General features: G+C 71.4%; 16 protein-coding genes. 11 read left to right on the forward strand and 5 right to left on the reverse strand.

What is annotated here, in order from left to right:
• The first annotated feature begins 40 nt into the window (after nt 1–40).
• The 4 genes from ACVW00_RS07430 to ACVW00_RS07445 are packed head-to-tail and all read left to right on the forward strand — an operon-like array spanning nt 41 to nt 4,255.
• On the forward strand, nt 41–730 hold the full coding sequence (locus tag ACVW00_RS07430) for an MOSC domain-containing protein (protein ID WP_457110262.1): 690 nt from the start codon (nt 41–43) through the stop codon (nt 728–730).
• A 53-nt stretch (nt 731–783) separates the two neighbouring features.
• Complete coding sequence (locus ACVW00_RS07435; RefSeq protein WP_457110263.1) at nt 784–2,613, forward strand: AMP-dependent synthetase/ligase; 1,830 nt, start codon at nt 784–786, stop codon at nt 2,611–2,613.
• Between the two features lie 53 nt (nt 2,614–2,666).
• Complete coding sequence (gene hemW / locus ACVW00_RS07440) at nt 2,667–3,869, forward strand: radical SAM family heme chaperone HemW (protein ID WP_457110264.1); 1,203 nt, start codon at nt 2,667–2,669, stop codon at nt 3,867–3,869.
• A gap of 20 nt (nt 3,870–3,889) precedes the next feature.
• Nucleotides 3,890–4,255 (forward strand): TM2 domain-containing protein, encoded by a 366-nt coding sequence (locus ACVW00_RS07445; protein ID WP_457110265.1) that lies wholly within the window; start codon nt 3,890–3,892, stop codon nt 4,253–4,255.
• Between the two features lie 168 nt (nt 4,256–4,423).
• On the opposite strand, the gene ACVW00_RS07450 is transcribed toward ACVW00_RS07445, so the two are convergent.
• Nucleotides 4,424–5,278 (reverse strand): DUF3097 domain-containing protein, encoded by an 855-nt coding sequence (locus ACVW00_RS07450; protein ID WP_457110266.1) that lies wholly within the window; start codon nt 5,276–5,278, stop codon nt 4,424–4,426.
• A gap of 157 nt (nt 5,279–5,435) precedes the next feature.
• Between ACVW00_RS07450 and ACVW00_RS07455 the strand changes: the two genes are divergently transcribed.
• Complete coding sequence (locus tag ACVW00_RS07455; protein ID WP_457110267.1) at nt 5,436–6,128, forward strand: PadR family transcriptional regulator; 693 nt, start codon at nt 5,436–5,438, stop codon at nt 6,126–6,128.
• Between the two features lie 5 nt (nt 6,129–6,133).
• Nucleotides 6,134–6,523, forward strand: coding sequence for a DUF1707 SHOCT-like domain-containing protein (locus ACVW00_RS07460; protein ID WP_457113084.1), 390 nt, complete (start codon nt 6,134–6,136; stop codon nt 6,521–6,523).
• A gap of 5 nt (nt 6,524–6,528) precedes the next feature.
• On the opposite strand, the gene ACVW00_RS07465 is transcribed toward ACVW00_RS07460, so the two are convergent.
• Nucleotides 6,529–7,389 carry an MBL fold metallo-hydrolase gene (locus ACVW00_RS07465; RefSeq protein WP_457110268.1) on the reverse strand — a complete coding sequence of 287 codons (861 nt, stop codon included), beginning with the start codon at nt 7,387–7,389 and terminating at the stop codon, nt 6,529–6,531.
• Between the two features lie 97 nt (nt 7,390–7,486).
• Here ACVW00_RS07465 and hrcA point away from each other — a divergent pair, with 97 nt between their 5' ends.
• From hrcA to ACVW00_RS07490, 5 genes are all read left to right on the forward strand, one after another.
• Nucleotides 7,487–8,509, forward strand: a complete 1,023-nt coding sequence (gene hrcA, locus ACVW00_RS07470) for a heat-inducible transcriptional repressor HrcA (RefSeq protein WP_457110269.1) — start codon at nt 7,487–7,489, stop codon at nt 8,507–8,509.
• Nucleotides 8,510–8,519: 10 nt separating this feature from the next.
• The gene (gene dnaJ, locus ACVW00_RS07475; protein WP_457110270.1) at nt 8,520–9,677 is read left to right on the forward strand and encodes a molecular chaperone DnaJ; all 1,158 of its coding nucleotides are present in this window, start codon (nt 8,520–8,522) and stop codon (nt 9,675–9,677) included.
• A 24-nt stretch (nt 9,678–9,701) separates the two neighbouring features.
• Nucleotides 9,702–10,442: a 16S rRNA (uracil(1498)-N(3))-methyltransferase gene (locus ACVW00_RS07480; protein WP_457110271.1), complete on the forward strand. Its 741-nt coding sequence runs from the start codon at nt 9,702–9,704 to the stop codon at nt 10,440–10,442.
• 505 nt (nt 10,443–10,947) lie between these two features.
• A complete protein-coding gene (locus tag ACVW00_RS07485; RefSeq protein WP_457110272.1) occupies nt 10,948–11,634 on the forward strand; it encodes a GAF and ANTAR domain-containing protein in 687 nt (228 codons plus the stop codon).
• Nucleotides 11,631–12,395: a GAF and ANTAR domain-containing protein gene (locus ACVW00_RS07490; RefSeq protein WP_457110273.1), complete on the forward strand. Its 765-nt coding sequence runs from the start codon at nt 11,631–11,633 to the stop codon at nt 12,393–12,395. Before ACVW00_RS07485 ends, ACVW00_RS07490 begins: the two co-directional genes overlap by 4 nt.
• Nucleotide 12,396: 1 nt before the next feature.
• Here the strand turns inward: ACVW00_RS07490 and ACVW00_RS07495 are convergent, their stop codons facing one another.
• From ACVW00_RS07495 to ACVW00_RS07505, 3 genes are read right to left on the reverse strand one after another with little or no spacing between them, the layout of a single operon-like run.
• Complete coding sequence (locus tag ACVW00_RS07495) at nt 12,397–13,458, reverse strand: winged helix DNA-binding domain-containing protein (protein ID WP_457110274.1); 1,062 nt, start codon at nt 13,456–13,458, stop codon at nt 12,397–12,399.
• Entirely contained in the window at nt 13,455–14,465 is a 1,011-nt protein-coding gene (locus ACVW00_RS07500) for a Gmad2 immunoglobulin-like domain-containing protein (RefSeq protein WP_457110275.1), read from the reverse strand. The genes ACVW00_RS07495 and ACVW00_RS07500 overlap by 4 nt, the downstream gene beginning before the upstream one ends.
• The gene (locus tag ACVW00_RS07505; RefSeq protein ID WP_457110276.1) at nt 14,462–14,998 is read right to left on the reverse strand and encodes a SigE family RNA polymerase sigma factor; all 537 of its coding nucleotides are present in this window, start codon (nt 14,996–14,998) and stop codon (nt 14,462–14,464) included. The genes ACVW00_RS07500 and ACVW00_RS07505 overlap by 4 nt, the downstream gene beginning before the upstream one ends.
• Nucleotides 14,999–15,038: the final 40 nt, after the last annotated feature.

Below are 15,038 nucleotides of genomic sequence, written 5' to 3' on the forward strand. Positions count from 1 at the left end.
CTTGAGGCTGTGGATTGCGTCCGGCTGAGAGGATGGGCGGGTGCCGTCCGTCGTCTCCTTCAATGTCGGCCGCGCCAAGCTGGTCGGCTTCGAGACCACCTTCCTGCCCGAGACCGCGATCGAGAAGCGCCCTGTCGAGGGACCGGTCCGGATCACGTCGTACGGCGTGGAGGGCAACGAGGTCGGTGACACCGTCAACCACGGCGACGAGTTCATGCGCGTCTACGCGTACTCCACGGAGGACTACCGCTGGTGGGAGGCCGAGCTCGGGGCGCCGCTGGCTCCGGGCCACTTCGCCGAGCAGCTCACGACCGAGGGCATCGACCTCAACGCAGCGCTGGTGGGGGAGACCTGGCGGGTCGGCTCCGCGGTCCTGCAGATCGCGCACGTGCGCACCCCGTGCCTCACGTTCAAGGGCTGGATGGGGCACACCGGCCACGACGCCACCGCCTGGGTACGCCGGTTCGCGCTCGCCGGGCGACCGGGCCCGTACTTCCGGGTGCTCGAGGAGGGCACGGTCACCGCCGGCGACCCGATCGTGGTGCTCGACCGGCCCGACCACGACGTCTCGGTCGCGACGATGTTCCGGGCACTGCTGGTCGAGCCGCGGCTGCTCCCGAGGCTGCTGGCGGTCGACGACCTCAAGGACTGGGTGCGCGAGCGCGCCCTGCTGGCGGCCCACCGGACCAGCCCGGATGCCGGGGCTCGTAGCCTGCGCCCGGGAGAGTGATCTAGGTTACGTACTGGTAGCCCTTGGGTAACTCCGGACGAGAATCGAGCGACATGTCCCCCGTCGTCAGAGACACCACCTTCATCGACCAGCGGTCCCCGAACATGGCGGCGATGTTCCGCGAGCGGGTCGCCCAGAGCCCTTCCGCGGAGGCGTACCGCTTCCCGGTCGGCGACGACAGCCCCTGGGCGTCGATCACCTGGGCGGAGACCGGCGAGCGGGTCGAGAAGCTGGCCGCCGGCCTGCTCGCGCTCGGCATCGAGTCCGAGCAGCGGGTCGGCATCGCCGCGGGCACCCGGGTCGAGTGGATCCTGGCCGACCTCGCCGTGATGTGCGCTGCCGGCGCCACCACGACCGTCTATCCCTCGACGATGGCCGAGGACGTCGCCTACATCCTGGCCGACTCCGAGTGCCGCATCGTGTTCGCCGAGGACGACACCCAGGTCGCGAAGCTGCGCGAGCACAAGGCGGAGCTGCCCCACCTCGCCAAGGTGGTCGTCTTCGACGGCACCACCGACGGCGACTGGACGATCGGGCTCGACGACCTGGCCGACCTCGGCGAGCAGCACCTCGCTGCGCAGCCCGACGCGGTCTCGAAGGCGGTCGAGTCAATCCAGCCTGACCAGCTGGCCACGCTGATCTACACCTCCGGCACGACCGGTCGCCCCAAGGGCGTGCGGCTGCGGCACTCCTCGTGGACCTACGAGGGCGCCGCGATCCAGGCGCAGAACATACTCACCGTCGACGACCTGCAGTTCCTGTGGCTGCCGATGGCGCACTCGTTCGGCAAGGTGCTGCTCTCCACCCAGCTGGCCTGCGGCTTCGCGACCGCGGTCGACGGCCGCGTGGACAAGATCATCGACAACCTGGCGATCGTGAAGCCGACCTTCATGGGTGCCGCACCGCGCATCTTCGAGAAGGCGCACGCCCGCATCGTCACGATGCAGGCGGCGGAGGGCGGTGCGAAGGAGAAGATCTTCAACCAGGCCTTCAAGGTGGGCCTCGAGGTCGACCGCCTCACCCGGGACGGCAAGTCGGTTCCCCTGCCCCTCAAGGTGCAGCACGCGCTCTTCGACCGGCTGGTCTTCTCCAAGATCCGCGACCGCTTCGGCGGCCGCGTGCGGTTCTTCATCTCGGGTGCGGCCGCGCTCAACCGTGACATCGCCGAGTGGTTCCACGCGGCCGGCATCCTGATCCTGGAGGGCTACGGCCTGACCGAGACCTCCGCGGGCGCGTTCGTGAACCACCCCGACCACTACAAGCTCGGCACGGTCGGCGAGGTCTTCCCGGGCAGCCAGGTCCGCCTCGGCGAGGGCGACGAGATCCAGATCAAGGGCCCCAACGTCATGGACGGCTACCACAACCTCACCGCGGAGACCGCGGGCGCCTTCACCGAGGACGGCTGGTTCCGCAGCGGTGACAAGGGCTCGCTCGACGCCGACGGGTTCCTCACCATCACCGGCCGGATCAAGGAGCTCTTCAAGACCTCGGGCGGGAAGTACATCGCCCCGCCCGCGATCGAGGCGAAGTTCAAGGCGGTGTGCCCCTACGCCAGCCAGTTCATCGTCTTCGGTGCCGAGCGCAACTACTGCACCGCCCTGGTCACGCTGGACCCTGAGGCCCTGGCCACGTGGGCCGAGGAGAACGGCCAGGTCGGCAAGTCGTACGCCGAGCTGGTCGCCTCCGACGACGTGAAGAAGATGGTCGGGGAGTACGTCGACGAGCTGAACGCCCAGCTGAACCGCTGGGAGACGATCAAGAAGTTCGAGCTGCTCGACCACGACCTCACGGTCGAGTCCGGCGAGCTCACACCGTCCATGAAGGTCAAGCGCAACGTCGTCGAGGAGACGAACAAGGGCCTGATCGACTCGATGTACTCCTGAGGCAGCGGAGGCTGCCGACAGCGGCCTGCGCCGGGCGCGTCTAGGGTCGGTACGTGCCCTCCACGCTGCCCGACGGTGACGTCGCTCCCGCCGACGGCGCGCTGCCGGCCGATGCGGCGGCGACCCTGCACGAGCGGCTGTTCGGCGTGTACGTGCACGTGCCGTTCTGCAAGGTCCGGTGCGGCTACTGCGACTTCAACACCTACACGGCCACCGAGCTCGGCGGAGGAGCTTCGCAGGCGTCGTACGCCGAGACGGCCGCCCGCGAGATCGAGCTGCTCGACAAGGTGCTCCCGGACACCCCCGAGGTCGACACGGTCTTCTTCGGGGGCGGCACCCCGACGCTGCTGCCGAGCGCGGACCTGGTCGCGGTGCTCGGGGCGGTCCGGGAGAGGTTCGGGCTGCGCGATCGCGCGGAGGTGACGACGGAGGCCAACCCGGACAGCGTGACGCCCGAGAGCCTTGCCGCCCTGCGCGAGGGGGGCTTCACCCGGCTGTCGTTCGGGATGCAGTCGGCAGTCCCGTCGGTCCTCGCCGTGCTCGACCGCACCCATGACCCCGAGCGGGTGCCCCAAGCGGTCGCGTGGGCGCGCGAGGCCGGGTTCGACCAGGTCAGCCTCGACCTGATCTACGGCACGCCGGGGGAGAGCCTCGGCGACTGGCGCCGTTCGCTCGATGCCGCCCTGGCCTGCGAGCCCGACCACGTCTCGGCGTACTCGCTGATCGTGGAGGACGGCACCGCGCTGGCCAGGCAGGTCCGCTCCGGCGTGCTGCCGATGCCCGACGAGGACGACCTCGCCGACAAGTACCTGCTGGCCGACGAGGTCCTCGCGCGCGCCGGCATGCAGTGGTACGAGGTGTCCAACTGGGCGCGCGACGAGCAGGCGCGGTGCCGGCACAACGAGCTCTACTGGACCTCTCAGAACTGGCTGGGCATCGGGCCGGGCGCGCACGCGCACGTGGGCGGCGTTCGGTGGTGGAACGTCAAGCACCCGACCGCGTACGCCGCTCGCCTGGCGGCCGGCCTGTCCCCGGCGCACGCCCGCGAGGTGCTCGACGGCACGACCCAGCGGGTCGAGCGCGTGCTGCTCGAGCTCAGGCTGCGCGACGGGCTGCCGTTGTCGGTCCTCGACGACCCGGCCCGCGTCGCCCGACCCGTGGCAGAGGGCCTCGCGATCGTCGAGGACGACCGCCTCGTCCTGACCCTGCAGGGCCGGCTCCTGGCCGATGCCGTCGTTCGCGACCTCGTCGGCTGACGCGTCGCTAGGGTCGGCGCATGACCGAGGTCCCGCCGCCCGACCCGAGCCAGCCTCAGCAGCCACTGCCACCGGCGCCCCCGCCTCCGCCGGGGCAGGCGCCCGGCTACGCGACCCCTGGTCAACCGGGCTGGGCGCCCTACGGGATCCACCCGGGGACCGGGCTGCCGTACTCGGAGAAGAGCAAGATCGTCGCCGGCCTGCTGCAGATCCTGCTCCCGCTCGGGATCGGCCGGTTCTACATCGGGGACTCGAAGACCGGCGGCTGGCAGCTGGGGGTCACCCTGCTCACCTGCGGGATCGGGGGACTGTGGCCGTTCATCGACGGGATCGTGATCCTGGTCAGCGACAGTCGCGACGCGCAGGGGCGGATCCTGCGGAGCTGAAAGCCCAGATCACGTCGAGGCGGCGCAGGTGAAAGCCCGGATCACGTCGAGGCGGCGCAGATGAAAGCCCGGATAGCGCCGAGGCGGCGCAGATGAAACAAGATCTCTTTCATGTGAGCCGCCTCGACGTTCTGGAGGCTTTCATGTGAGCCGCCTCGGCGAGTTGGTTCAGCCCGTCACGAAGTCGATCAGCTCCTCGACGCGACCCAGGAGTGCCGGCTCCAGGTCGGCGTACGAGCTGACCTTCGACAGGATGTGCTGCCAGGCGCGGGCGATGTCGGCCTGGTCGCGGTGCGGCCACCCGAAGCTCTGGCAGACGCCCTTCTTCCACTCGATCGTCCGCGGGATCGTCGGCCACGCGTCCTTGCCGAGGCGCTGCGGCTTAACCGCGGCCCAGATGTCGACGAACGGGTGCCCGACGATCAGCACGTGCTTGCCGACCGGCGACCGCGAGACGGACTGGGCGATCCGGCTCTCCTTGGAGCCGGCCACCAGGTGGTCGACGAGTACGCCGACGCGCCGCTCGGGCCCGGGCCGGAAGTCGCGGAGGTGCTCGGCGAGGTCGTCCACGCCGTCCAGGTACTCCACGACCACGCCCTCGACGCGCAGGTCGGCACCCCAGACCTTCTCGACCAGCTCGGCGTCGTGGCGTCCTTCGACGAAGATCCGGCTGGCCCGGGCGACCCGCGCCCTGGTGCCCTGGACCGCGAGCGACCCCGATGCCGTGCGCGTCGGTGTCGCCGGGCCGCTGCGGGCGGGTGGCACCAGGATCACCGGCCGGCCCTCCAGCAGGAAGCCGGGGCCGAGCGGGAAGGTGCGGCGGCGGTTCCTTCTGTCCTCCAGCGTGACGGTGTCCAGGTCGCGCTCGACCTTGACGATCTCGCCGCAGAAGTCGGGCTGCGCCGAGTCCACGACCGCCTCGACCACCAGTCCCAGCTCGGCAGCGGTCTCGGCGGCGCGCCCCTTGCGGGGAGCCCGACAGTCGCCGGACAGGACGTCGGAGCCGTAGCGATCGGTGGTCACCGGCCAACGCTACGAACCCGGCGCTGCCGGGCCGCGGAGGAGGAGGCGCGTGTCTGTGCCTTGACTTCTGGAACATCACGATATATCGTCAACGTATCGAGAAGTTCGGCGCGCTATCGGAAGCGCCGCCTCGATCCCCAGAACAAGGAGAAGCACCATGTATCCCACCTCAGAATCCCCCTGGGCCGCGGAGTTCGAAGCGGTCCGACGACAGCGCGGCCGAGGCCGCGGACACGGCCGGCACGGCTTCGGCCCCGGATGGGGCGGCCCGATGGGCGGCCCGCCGCCGTGGGTGGCCCAGATGTTCGGTCCGCAGTGGGCCGGCCACAGCGGCGGCCGCGGCGGGCGCGGTCGCTCCCGGGTCCGCCGGGGCGACGTCCGCACCGCGATCCTCGACGTCCTGGCCAACGCTGCGGAGCCGATCAACGGCTACCAGGTGATCCAGCAGATCGCCGAGCGCAGCAACGGCGCGTGGAAGCCGAGCCCCGGCTCGGTCTACCCGACGATCGCGCAGCTCCAGGACGAGGGCCTGGTCGAGGACGCTGCGACGGGTCGCAAGACCCTGCAGCTCACCGACGCCGGTCGCGAGCGGGTCGCTGCCCACGCCGAGGACATCGCGGAGATGTGGCGCACCTTCGACGACGACGAGGCCCAGGACGGCTCGGGCGACCTCCGCCAGGTCATCGGGCAGACGGTCGGTGCGATCATCCAGGTCGCCTCGACCGGCACACCGGACCAGCGCGACAAGGCGGTCCAGATCCTCGCGGACACGCGGCGACGCCTCTACGGGCTGCTCGCCGAGGGCCCCGACGCAGACGACGCAGACCCCGAAGCCGACGAGCAGGAGTGAGCACGATGTACCGACCCGACCAGCGGCCCGACCTCAGGCTGAGCGACGCCGACCGTGACCGGGCGATCGCACGGCTCAGTGAGCACTACGCCGCCGGACGCCTCGACAAGGAGGAGTTCGACGAGCGCAGCGACGCGGTCTGGACGGCGAGGACCTACGCCGACCTGGCCCCGATCTTCGCGGACCTCGGGTCGGTGCCGACCGAGCGCGAGTGGCCCGCCAACCGGGGTCGTCGGGGCCCGTGGGGTCGGCGCGGCTTGTTGCCGGTGCCGTTCGTGCCGGTGCTGCTCCTGCTGATCGCCCTCACCGTGCTCACCCACATCCCGTTCGTGCTGCTGGCGTTCTTCGCGTGCGGGTTCGTCTTCCTGAGACGGCGGCGCCGCTACCACTGGTGACGCGCTCAGATCAGCGGCAACCGCTTCTGCGCCCGGGGGAGGTGCTCGTAGCCCCGGCGTACCGCGTCGGCCAGTGCCTCACGCGGGTAGGGCCACTCCGCCGCATCGAGGGCCTGGTCGAGCGGGACACCCCGCCCGGCCAGGTCCCTGATCGTCTCGGCGACCACGCCGAGCGCCGCTCGCTGCTCCTGGACGTAGTCGCGGCCGACGGGCGCTCCGTGCCCCGGCACCACCACGGTGCCGGGGCCGACCAGGTTCAGCACCAGGTCGAGGGTCGACGGCCAGTCCATCGGGTAGCAGTCACTTCCGAAGCCCGGCACCGCCGCGCGCGCCGTCGACTCCTCGACCAGGTCACCGGCCAGCAGCAGGTCGGCGTCCGGCACGCGTACGACGAGATCCCCGCGGGTGTGGCCGCGGCCCGGGTGCACCAGCTCGACGACCCGGTCGCCGAGGTCGACGGTCAGCGCAGAGGAGAACGTGCGCGCCGGCACCACCTCCGTGGTGGCGACCAGCTCGGCGTACCGCGCGTCCTCGTCGACCTCGGCGGCGGCCTGGGCGCGGATCCGCGCCGCGTGCTCGGGAAGGTCCGCGGCTGCGTCCTCGTGCGCCACGAGCTCGGCTCCCTCAGCGGCGAAGACGCCGTTGCCGAAGGTGTGGTCGAAGTGCACGTGGGTGTTCACGGCAGCCAGCAGCGGAGCGCTCGAGAGCCGGCGGAGGTCGGCCAGGACGGCACCCGCGGCGGCCTCCGAGGCGTTCGTGTCGACCACCAGCAGGCCTTCCGACCCGCCGACCACCCCGACGTTGACGTCGAACCACTCGTAGCGCGCCACCCACACCCGGTCGGCCACCTCGGCGAACATGCTCATGGCGCCACCCTAGAGAGGCCGGCGCAGGACCCGCCGCCTAGTAGACTTGGCACTCAGCGTGCAGGAGTGCCAGCAGCCGAGGTCGAGAGGAGTCGACATGATCGAGGATCGCAAGCTCGCCGTGCTGCGGGCGATCGTCGAGGACTATGTCGCCACCCAGGAGCCGGTCGGGAGCAAGACGCTGGTCGAGCGGCACCGCCTCGGCGTCTCGCCGGCCACGGTGCGCAACGACATGGCCGCGCTCGAGGAGGAGGGGCTGATCGCCCAGCCGCACACCAGCGCCGGCCGGATCCCCACCGACAAGGGCTACCGGTTCTTCGTCGACCGGCTGACCAGCCTCAAGCCGATGTCGGCCGCGGAGAAGAGGGCGATCGCCACCTTCCTCGAGGGTGCGCACGACCTCGATGACGTCGTCCAGCGCAGCGTGCGGCTGCTCGCGCAGCTGACCCAGCAGGTCGCCATCGTGCAGTACCCCACGCTGGCGCGCTCCACGGTGCGCCACGTCGAACTGGTCGCACTCAGCACCTCACGGCTGCTCGCGGTGCTCATCCTCTCGACCGGCCGCGTCGAGCAGCGGGTGATCGAGGTGCCGGTCGAGCTCACCGACGACGTCATCGCGGACCTTCGCGGCCGGGTCAACGCAGGCGCGAGCGGTGTCCGCATCTCCGACGCTGCGGCGGCCCTGGGCCGGCTTCCCGAGGAGGTCACCGCCGAGAGCCGGATGACGTACTCCATCGTGGCTGCGGCGCTGGTGGAGGCGATGTCCGACCACCGCTCCGACCAGCGCGTCGTCGTCGGCGGCACCGCCAACCTGGCCCGCTTCGGCGACAGCTTCGAGCGCTCCGTGAAGCCGATGCTGGAGGCCCTCGAGGAGCACGTCGTGCTGCTCAAGCTGCTCGGCGAGGCCACCTCGCCGGCCGAGGTCACCGTGCGCATCGGCCACGAAGGACCCATCGACGAGCTGTCCTCGACGTCGGTGGTCGCGACCGGCTACGGCGCGGCCGAGGAGGCGCTGGCTTCCCTCGGCATCGTCGGCCCGACGCGGATGGACTACCCCGGCACCATGGCTGCGGTGCGCGCCGTAGCACGCTATGTCTCGACAATCCTCGACGAAGGATGAGCTGAACCCCGTGACCCAGGACCCCTACGCGATCCTCGGCGTCGACCGCGATGCGGACGCCGACACGATCAAGAAGGCCTATCGCCGGCTCGCCCGGCAGTACCACCCGGACGTGAACTCCGAGCCGGGTGCAGCGGAGCGCTTCAAGGAGGTCTCGCACGCCTACGAGGTGCTGTCGGACCCGGAGAAGCGCCGCGTCTACGACCTCGGCGGCGACCCGTTCGGCGCCGGCGGATTCGGCCAGGGCGCCGGGTTCTCGTTCACCGACATCATGGACGCGTTCTTCGGTGGCCAGCAGGCAGCCGGCCGTGGTCCGCGCCCGCGCCAGCGCCGCGGTCAGGACGCTCTCGTGCGGATCGACCTCGAGCTCGCCGAGGCGGCGTTCGGCACGACCCGGGAGCTGAAGGTCGACACGGCGGTGCTGTGCTCCACCTGCCGCGGCTCCGGGGCGGCCGAGGGCTCCCGCCCGATCACCTGCGAGACCTGCCACGGCCGTGGCGAGGTCCAGCACGTCCAGCGGTCGTTCCTCGGCGAGATCCGCACCTTGCGGCCGTGCGCCGCCTGCCGCGGCTACGGCGAGATCATCCCCGACCCCTGCCGCGAGTGCGCGGGCGACGGCCGGGTGCGGTCGCGGCGCGCGATCACCGTGAAGATCCCGCCGGGCGTCGACACAGGCACACGTGTTCAGCTGAGCGGCGAGGGCGAGGTCGGGCCCGGAGGCGGTGCCCCCGGAGACCTGTACGTCGAGGTGCACGTCGCCCCGCACCGGATCTTCGAGCGCGACGGCCTCGACCTGCGCTGTCGGGTCAGTGTCCCGATGACCGCGGCCGCGCTGGGCACCAGCATCGAGCTGCCGCTGCTGGAGGGCGACCTCGACAGCGAGGACGCGACGGTGGAGCGCTCGGTGACGCTCGAGATCGCCCCGGGCACCCAGTCCGGCACCGAGAAGGTCCTCCGCGGGCGCGGCGTACCGAGCCTGCGATCGGCGGCGCGGGGCGACGTGGTCGCCACCGTGGAGGTCGAGACGCCGACCCGGCTCGACGAGCGGCAGGAGGAGCTCCTGCGCGAGCTCGCGGCGCTGCGCAACGAGGAGTCACCCGACGGCCGGATGCAGCCCGCGCACAAGGGCATGTTCGGCCGCCTCCGCGACGCCTTCAACCAGCGATGAGCTGCCGATGACCGGCTCCCGGTCGTGAGCCTGCCGGTCTTCCTCACCGACGCGGTCACGAGCGCAGTCCAGGGCGACCTGGTCGTGCTCGACGGCGACGAGGGCCGGCACGCCGCCACCGTGCGGCGCATCCGCGAGGGTGAGCAGCTCGTGCTCAGCGACGGCGCCGGCACTTCTGCGACCTGCACGGTGACCGAGGCGGGCCGGTCGACGCTGTCGGTCCGGGTCGACTCGATCGGGCACGCCGAGCGACCGGTGCCCCACGTCACCGTCGTCCAGGCGATCCCGAAGGGCGACCGTGGCGAGCTCGCCGTGGAGATGCTGACCGAGATCGACGTCGACCGGATCGTCCCCTGGGCAGCCGCGCGCTCGGTCGCGATCTGGCGCGGGGACCGTGCTGCGAAGTCGCTGTCGAAGTGGCGGAGCACCGCGCGCACGGCGTCGAAGCAGGCACGCCGGTCGTGGCTGCCCGAGGTGACCGCACCGGCCTCGACCGACGAGGTGATCGCGCTGCTCGGTGAGGCGGACCTCGCCGTGGTGCTCCACGAGTCCGCCCAGGTGCCGCTCGCCGCCTTGCCGCTCGAGGGTGTCGAGACGGTGGTGGTGGTGGTCGGTCCGGAGGGCGGCCTCACCGACGAGGAGCTCAGTGCGTTCGCGGCGGCCGGGGGAGAGGTGGTGCGCCTCGGGTCCTCGGTGCTACGCACCTCGACGGCCGGCGTCGTCGCCGTGTCCGCGCTGCTCGCCCGCACGCTCCGCTGGAGCTGAGACGAGCAGGCGCAGAGGGTGAGCGCCCGACGGGAACGACTCCTGGGAGATCGAGGATCGAGTCAGCTCCCGCCGGGCAGCTCCGCATCGGTCACGACCGCTGATGTCGCTCGCGGTCTGCCCGGGCCGATGCGCCTTTCCGCGATGGTGGCCACGGCCCCCTGTTCCGTGGCCGCCACGTCCACCACTCCCGGCCGGCGGTGGCCGGGGCGGCGCACGACAAGGACGGATCACGCACAGCGCGTGTGCAGGCGGACGGAGGCCGTCTGACTGCGTCACCTCGGTCTGCCACGACGTCCCCCATCGCATTCTCACTGAGAGCGGCGGGGTCCGGGCCGTCGACGCCCATCCGGTGCTGGCCTGGGACGTCACCTCGAACCTACACCCGACTTCGGATCCGCGACAGACCTCGTTGCGACGTGGTTCGGGCGCAAACAGGCGTAGAGTTCGAAGCGGCCGGAACCGTGGAGTGGCCGTCCAGGAGGTGCGGGGGACGGGCTGCGGCATGTGGGGGGATGAGGCGGCGATCTCGGATCCGGACGGTCTGCGCCGCCTCGCCGACTTCTGCCGCATCGGCGTGCTCCGGACGGGGGTCCAGGCGATGACGGTCACCTGGGCGAACGCATTCGCGAGCCTCGAGCTCCTCCTGGCCACCGACGAGGTTGCCGAGCGCGTGGCGGAGCTCGAGTTCGCGCTCGGGCAGGGCCCCGGCGTCGATGCGGTCGAGTCGGGGCTCCCGACCGCCGCCGACGACCTGGAGAGCAGGGTGTCCTTGCATCGGTGGCCGCTGTTCGCCGTCGAGGCGGTCACGGCCGGCGTCCGCGCGATCCAGGCGTACCCGATCATGATCGACGACAAGGCCTTGGGGACCGTGGGGCTGTACTCACGAGCGCCCACTCGCCTCACCAGCGAGCAGCACCGGCACGCGACCGACATCACCGAGCTGATCGGTCTGGCCCTGGTCGACCCGCGTGCCGGCGACAGCATCGGATCCGGCCTGCGGATGACGGTCCACCAGGCAGCCGGGATGGTCATGCAGCAGGCGGGAATCACCATCGAGGAGGCGCTGATGCTGCTTCGCTCGGTGGCCTTCAGCGAGGACCGGCAAGTCACGCACGTTGCCGCTGACGTGATCTCGGGACAGCGGCGTTTCGGGGAGGCAGAGGTTCGGAAAGGCGGGGATGGCCCATGAATGAGAGCCAGGAGAACCACGACACGAGCAGGCAGGCCGCCCTGGTGGCCCAGAGCTTCGTGGCGCTCGCCGACACCCTGGTCGACGACTTCGACGTCGTCGAGCTGCTCGACCGCCTGGTCGCGGACTGCGTGACGCTCATCGGCGTCGACGCCGCTGCCATCCTCCTGGTCAACCGCGACCGGCACCTGGAGGTGGTCGCCAGCTCCAACGAGGCGTCCTACCTGATGGAGGTCTTCCAGCTCGAGAGTCGCTCGGGTCCCTGCCTCGAGGCGGTCGAGACCGGTGAGCCGGTCTCGGTCACCGATCTCGGGCAGGTGCAGCGACGCTGGCCCGCGTTCTCGCACGCCATCGAGGGGGTCGGGTTCTCCGCGGTCTACGCCCTGCCGATGCGGCTGCGCGAGGAGAAGATCGGCGCCCTCAACCTCTTCAACTCCACCCAGCCGCCGCTCTCGGAGTTCGACGCCCGGCTCGCCCAGGCGCTCGCCGACGTCGCCACGATCGGCATCCTCCAGCAGCGCACGGTGTCCCGCGCCTCGATCCTCGTCGAGCAGCTGCAGCTGGCTCTGAGCACCCGCATCTCCGTCGAGCAGGCGAAGGGCGTGATCGCGGAGTTCGGCGGGCTCGACATGGGCGTCGCCTTCGAGGCCATCCGCGCCTACGCCCGCAGCAACCACCTGAAGCTCAGTGCGGTCGCGGAGGCACTGGTCCGCCGGGAGCTCGAGCCGGCGCGGGTGATCCCGCGACGAACGTCCCTCTGAGTCAGCGAGCCAGCAGCTCGGCGATCCGCTCCTTCTCGCCCTCGACGGCACGTCGCTCGGTCGCAGCCAGGGGCCGATACGGCTCGACCTCGAAGACACTGCCGTCGAAGCGCCACGATCCCGCCAGCAGGCCGTCGACGAAGAGGGTCGGGCCGACGCCGCCGTTGGGGCCCATCCATCTCCTGCGCATCTCGTCCGGTGCGACCCGATCCCGGTCGGCATGGGACAGGAACAGGTTGTCGTAGGTCCCGAGCATCACGGTGGGAAGCGCAAGGTCCTCGTCGGCGAGCACGCCGTCCGGTACGTCGTACAGGGTCCGGCCCTGGTCGTCGGTGTGCGTGACCAGCTCGCCGGCCGCGTGCAGGTCCTTGAACACCGGGGCGAGCCGGCTGACCGCCGACCACTTCGTCATGTCCGCCGGTGTCGCCGGCCCGTAGGCGCGCAGGTAGCGCCGCACCAGGTCACGCACGTCGGGCTCCGCGAAGGGCCGGCCGAGCCACTCGTCGGCGAGTGCGTAGACCACGCCGCCGCTCTGCTTCCACAAGCCACGCGGTGGTGCATGGAGCAGCGGCACGCGCTCGGGGACGACGTGGCGCAGGACCGGCTCCGGCACGTCCGGGAACTCCTCGGCGAGCCCGAGCGCGAGCTCCCCGATCGGGACCGCTGCACCCCCGGTCAGCTTGCGCACGCCGGACGTCAGCACCTCGTTGGTGAGCCCGGCAGCCGGCTTGTTCTGCGCGCTCGACCCACTGACCCGGTCGAGCGCCGGCTGCACCCACGGACGCAACGTGAGCGCGTCCTCAGGGGTGAGGACGTGCACGGTGCCGCGCATGGTGCGGAAGCGCACCAGGTGGCGGCGCTCGAGACTGCCGGACAGGTTCTGCGGGTCGAAGCCGCCGATCCGCGCGGCCAGGGAGAGGTAGGGCGGCAGGTTGTCCTGTGCCTGCAGGCCGATCAGGTGCTCGACCATCTCTGCGGTGCCGTGGACGGTGCGGTGCCCGGGCACGAGCTGCTGGCGCAGCCACAGCGTCGTGGTCAGGGCTCGGGTCGACAGCCGGGTCACTGGACGGTGATCTCCTTGGTGTCCTGGTCGACGGGCCGGCCACCACCGGACTCGTCGGTGTCGTGCACGACCAGGGTGTAGGTGCCGGGAGGTGCGGTGACCTCGAACGAGTACGGCGACAGCGTGCAGCACTCCTGCGCGGTGGTGAAGCCGTGCTTGACGACGTCGCCGTCCTGGGTGAGCTCCCACGCGACGTTCGCCTCGAAGGCGGCGGCTCGGCCGGTCACCGTGAACGTGCCGGAGACCTGTGCGCCGTCGGCCGGCGAGTCGACCTGCACCGGCGCGAGCACGTCGTCGGGGTTGTCGGCCGCGAGCGGCTCGGCTGCCGGTACGCCGAGGACCATGTCGGTGTGCTGGCCGTCGATGAGCAGCTGCACCGGCAGCCGGCCCCGGCCCACCGCGGCCTGCGCCGAGTACACGAGCTGCTGGACCGCCAGGCCGGCGTCGTCGGCCGACATCTCTGCGGGTCGGTCGCGGACGCCACTGGCGAGGTCGATCACGATCGTGTCGCCGTCCTGGCCGACCCTGCCGACGGTCGCTCCGGCGGGCCACAGCGTCCGGTAGTCCGGGTCGTCGGGCTTCCCGTTGACCGCGGCGACCGCGGCAGCCTTGAGGAGGCAGTCGGTGTCGCCGCAGAGGTCCTTCCGCTGGAACTCTCGGAACAGCTTGTCGCCGTGGGCGGTGCTGCCGGCGAAGTACACCGGCACCGCGCGGGGGGCGTGGCCCGGGTCCGTCGAGGACGTCGTGGGCGTCTGGGACGGGCCCACGGTCGGCGTGGTCGACGGTGCGACCTTTTGGTCGTCGTCGGTGAGCCAGAACGCACCACCCACGACGGCTGCCATCACGGCGGCGACGGCCAGGGTCGGGAGGAACCAGCGCTTCATGGGGATCACCTTGTCGGTTCGGGATCGGATGTCGTCGAGCGCGTCGCGGGGCCGCACGTCGGCGACCGCCTCGTGGAGCAGCCGGCGGAGGTCGTCGTCACCGGTGTCGATCGGGCCTGTCATGAGTCCTCCTCGGGCGAGAGACGTGCGCGCAGGGCTGCAGCGGCACGCGACGCGTGGCTCTTCACCGCACCGCGACTGATGCCCAGCGTGGCGGCGATGTCGGCCTCGGAGAGGTCGAGGTAGTGGCGCAGCACGAGCACCTCGCGCTGCCGGGTCGGGAGCGCGGCGAGGGCGTCGAGGACGGTCGAGCGTCGCTCCGTGCGCAGCACGGCCTCGTCGGCGGGTGCCCCGTCGGGCAGCGGATCGGGCTGGTGCCGGGCGACCACGGTGCGGTGGCGCAGCGCGCTCCGCGACCGGTTCACCACCGTCTGGCGCAGGTACGCCGGTGCCTTGGCCGGGTCGATCCGGTGCCAGCGTCCGTGGACGGCGACGTAGGCGTCCTGCACCACGTCCTCGGCGAGGCCCTGGTCGCGCAGCAGGAGCACGGCCATCCGGACGAGTCCCGCGTAGTGGGTGGCGTAGAGCTCCTCGAGCGCCGCGTCGGCGTCAGCGGTGTCGCCAGGGATGGGCGCCTCCTCCGCCGTCGAGAGCATGACCGTGTTCACGATACTGGGACGCGCAGCCCCGACCGGT

The sequence above is a fragment of the Marmoricola sp. URHA0025 HA25 genome, from assembly GCF_054059435.1.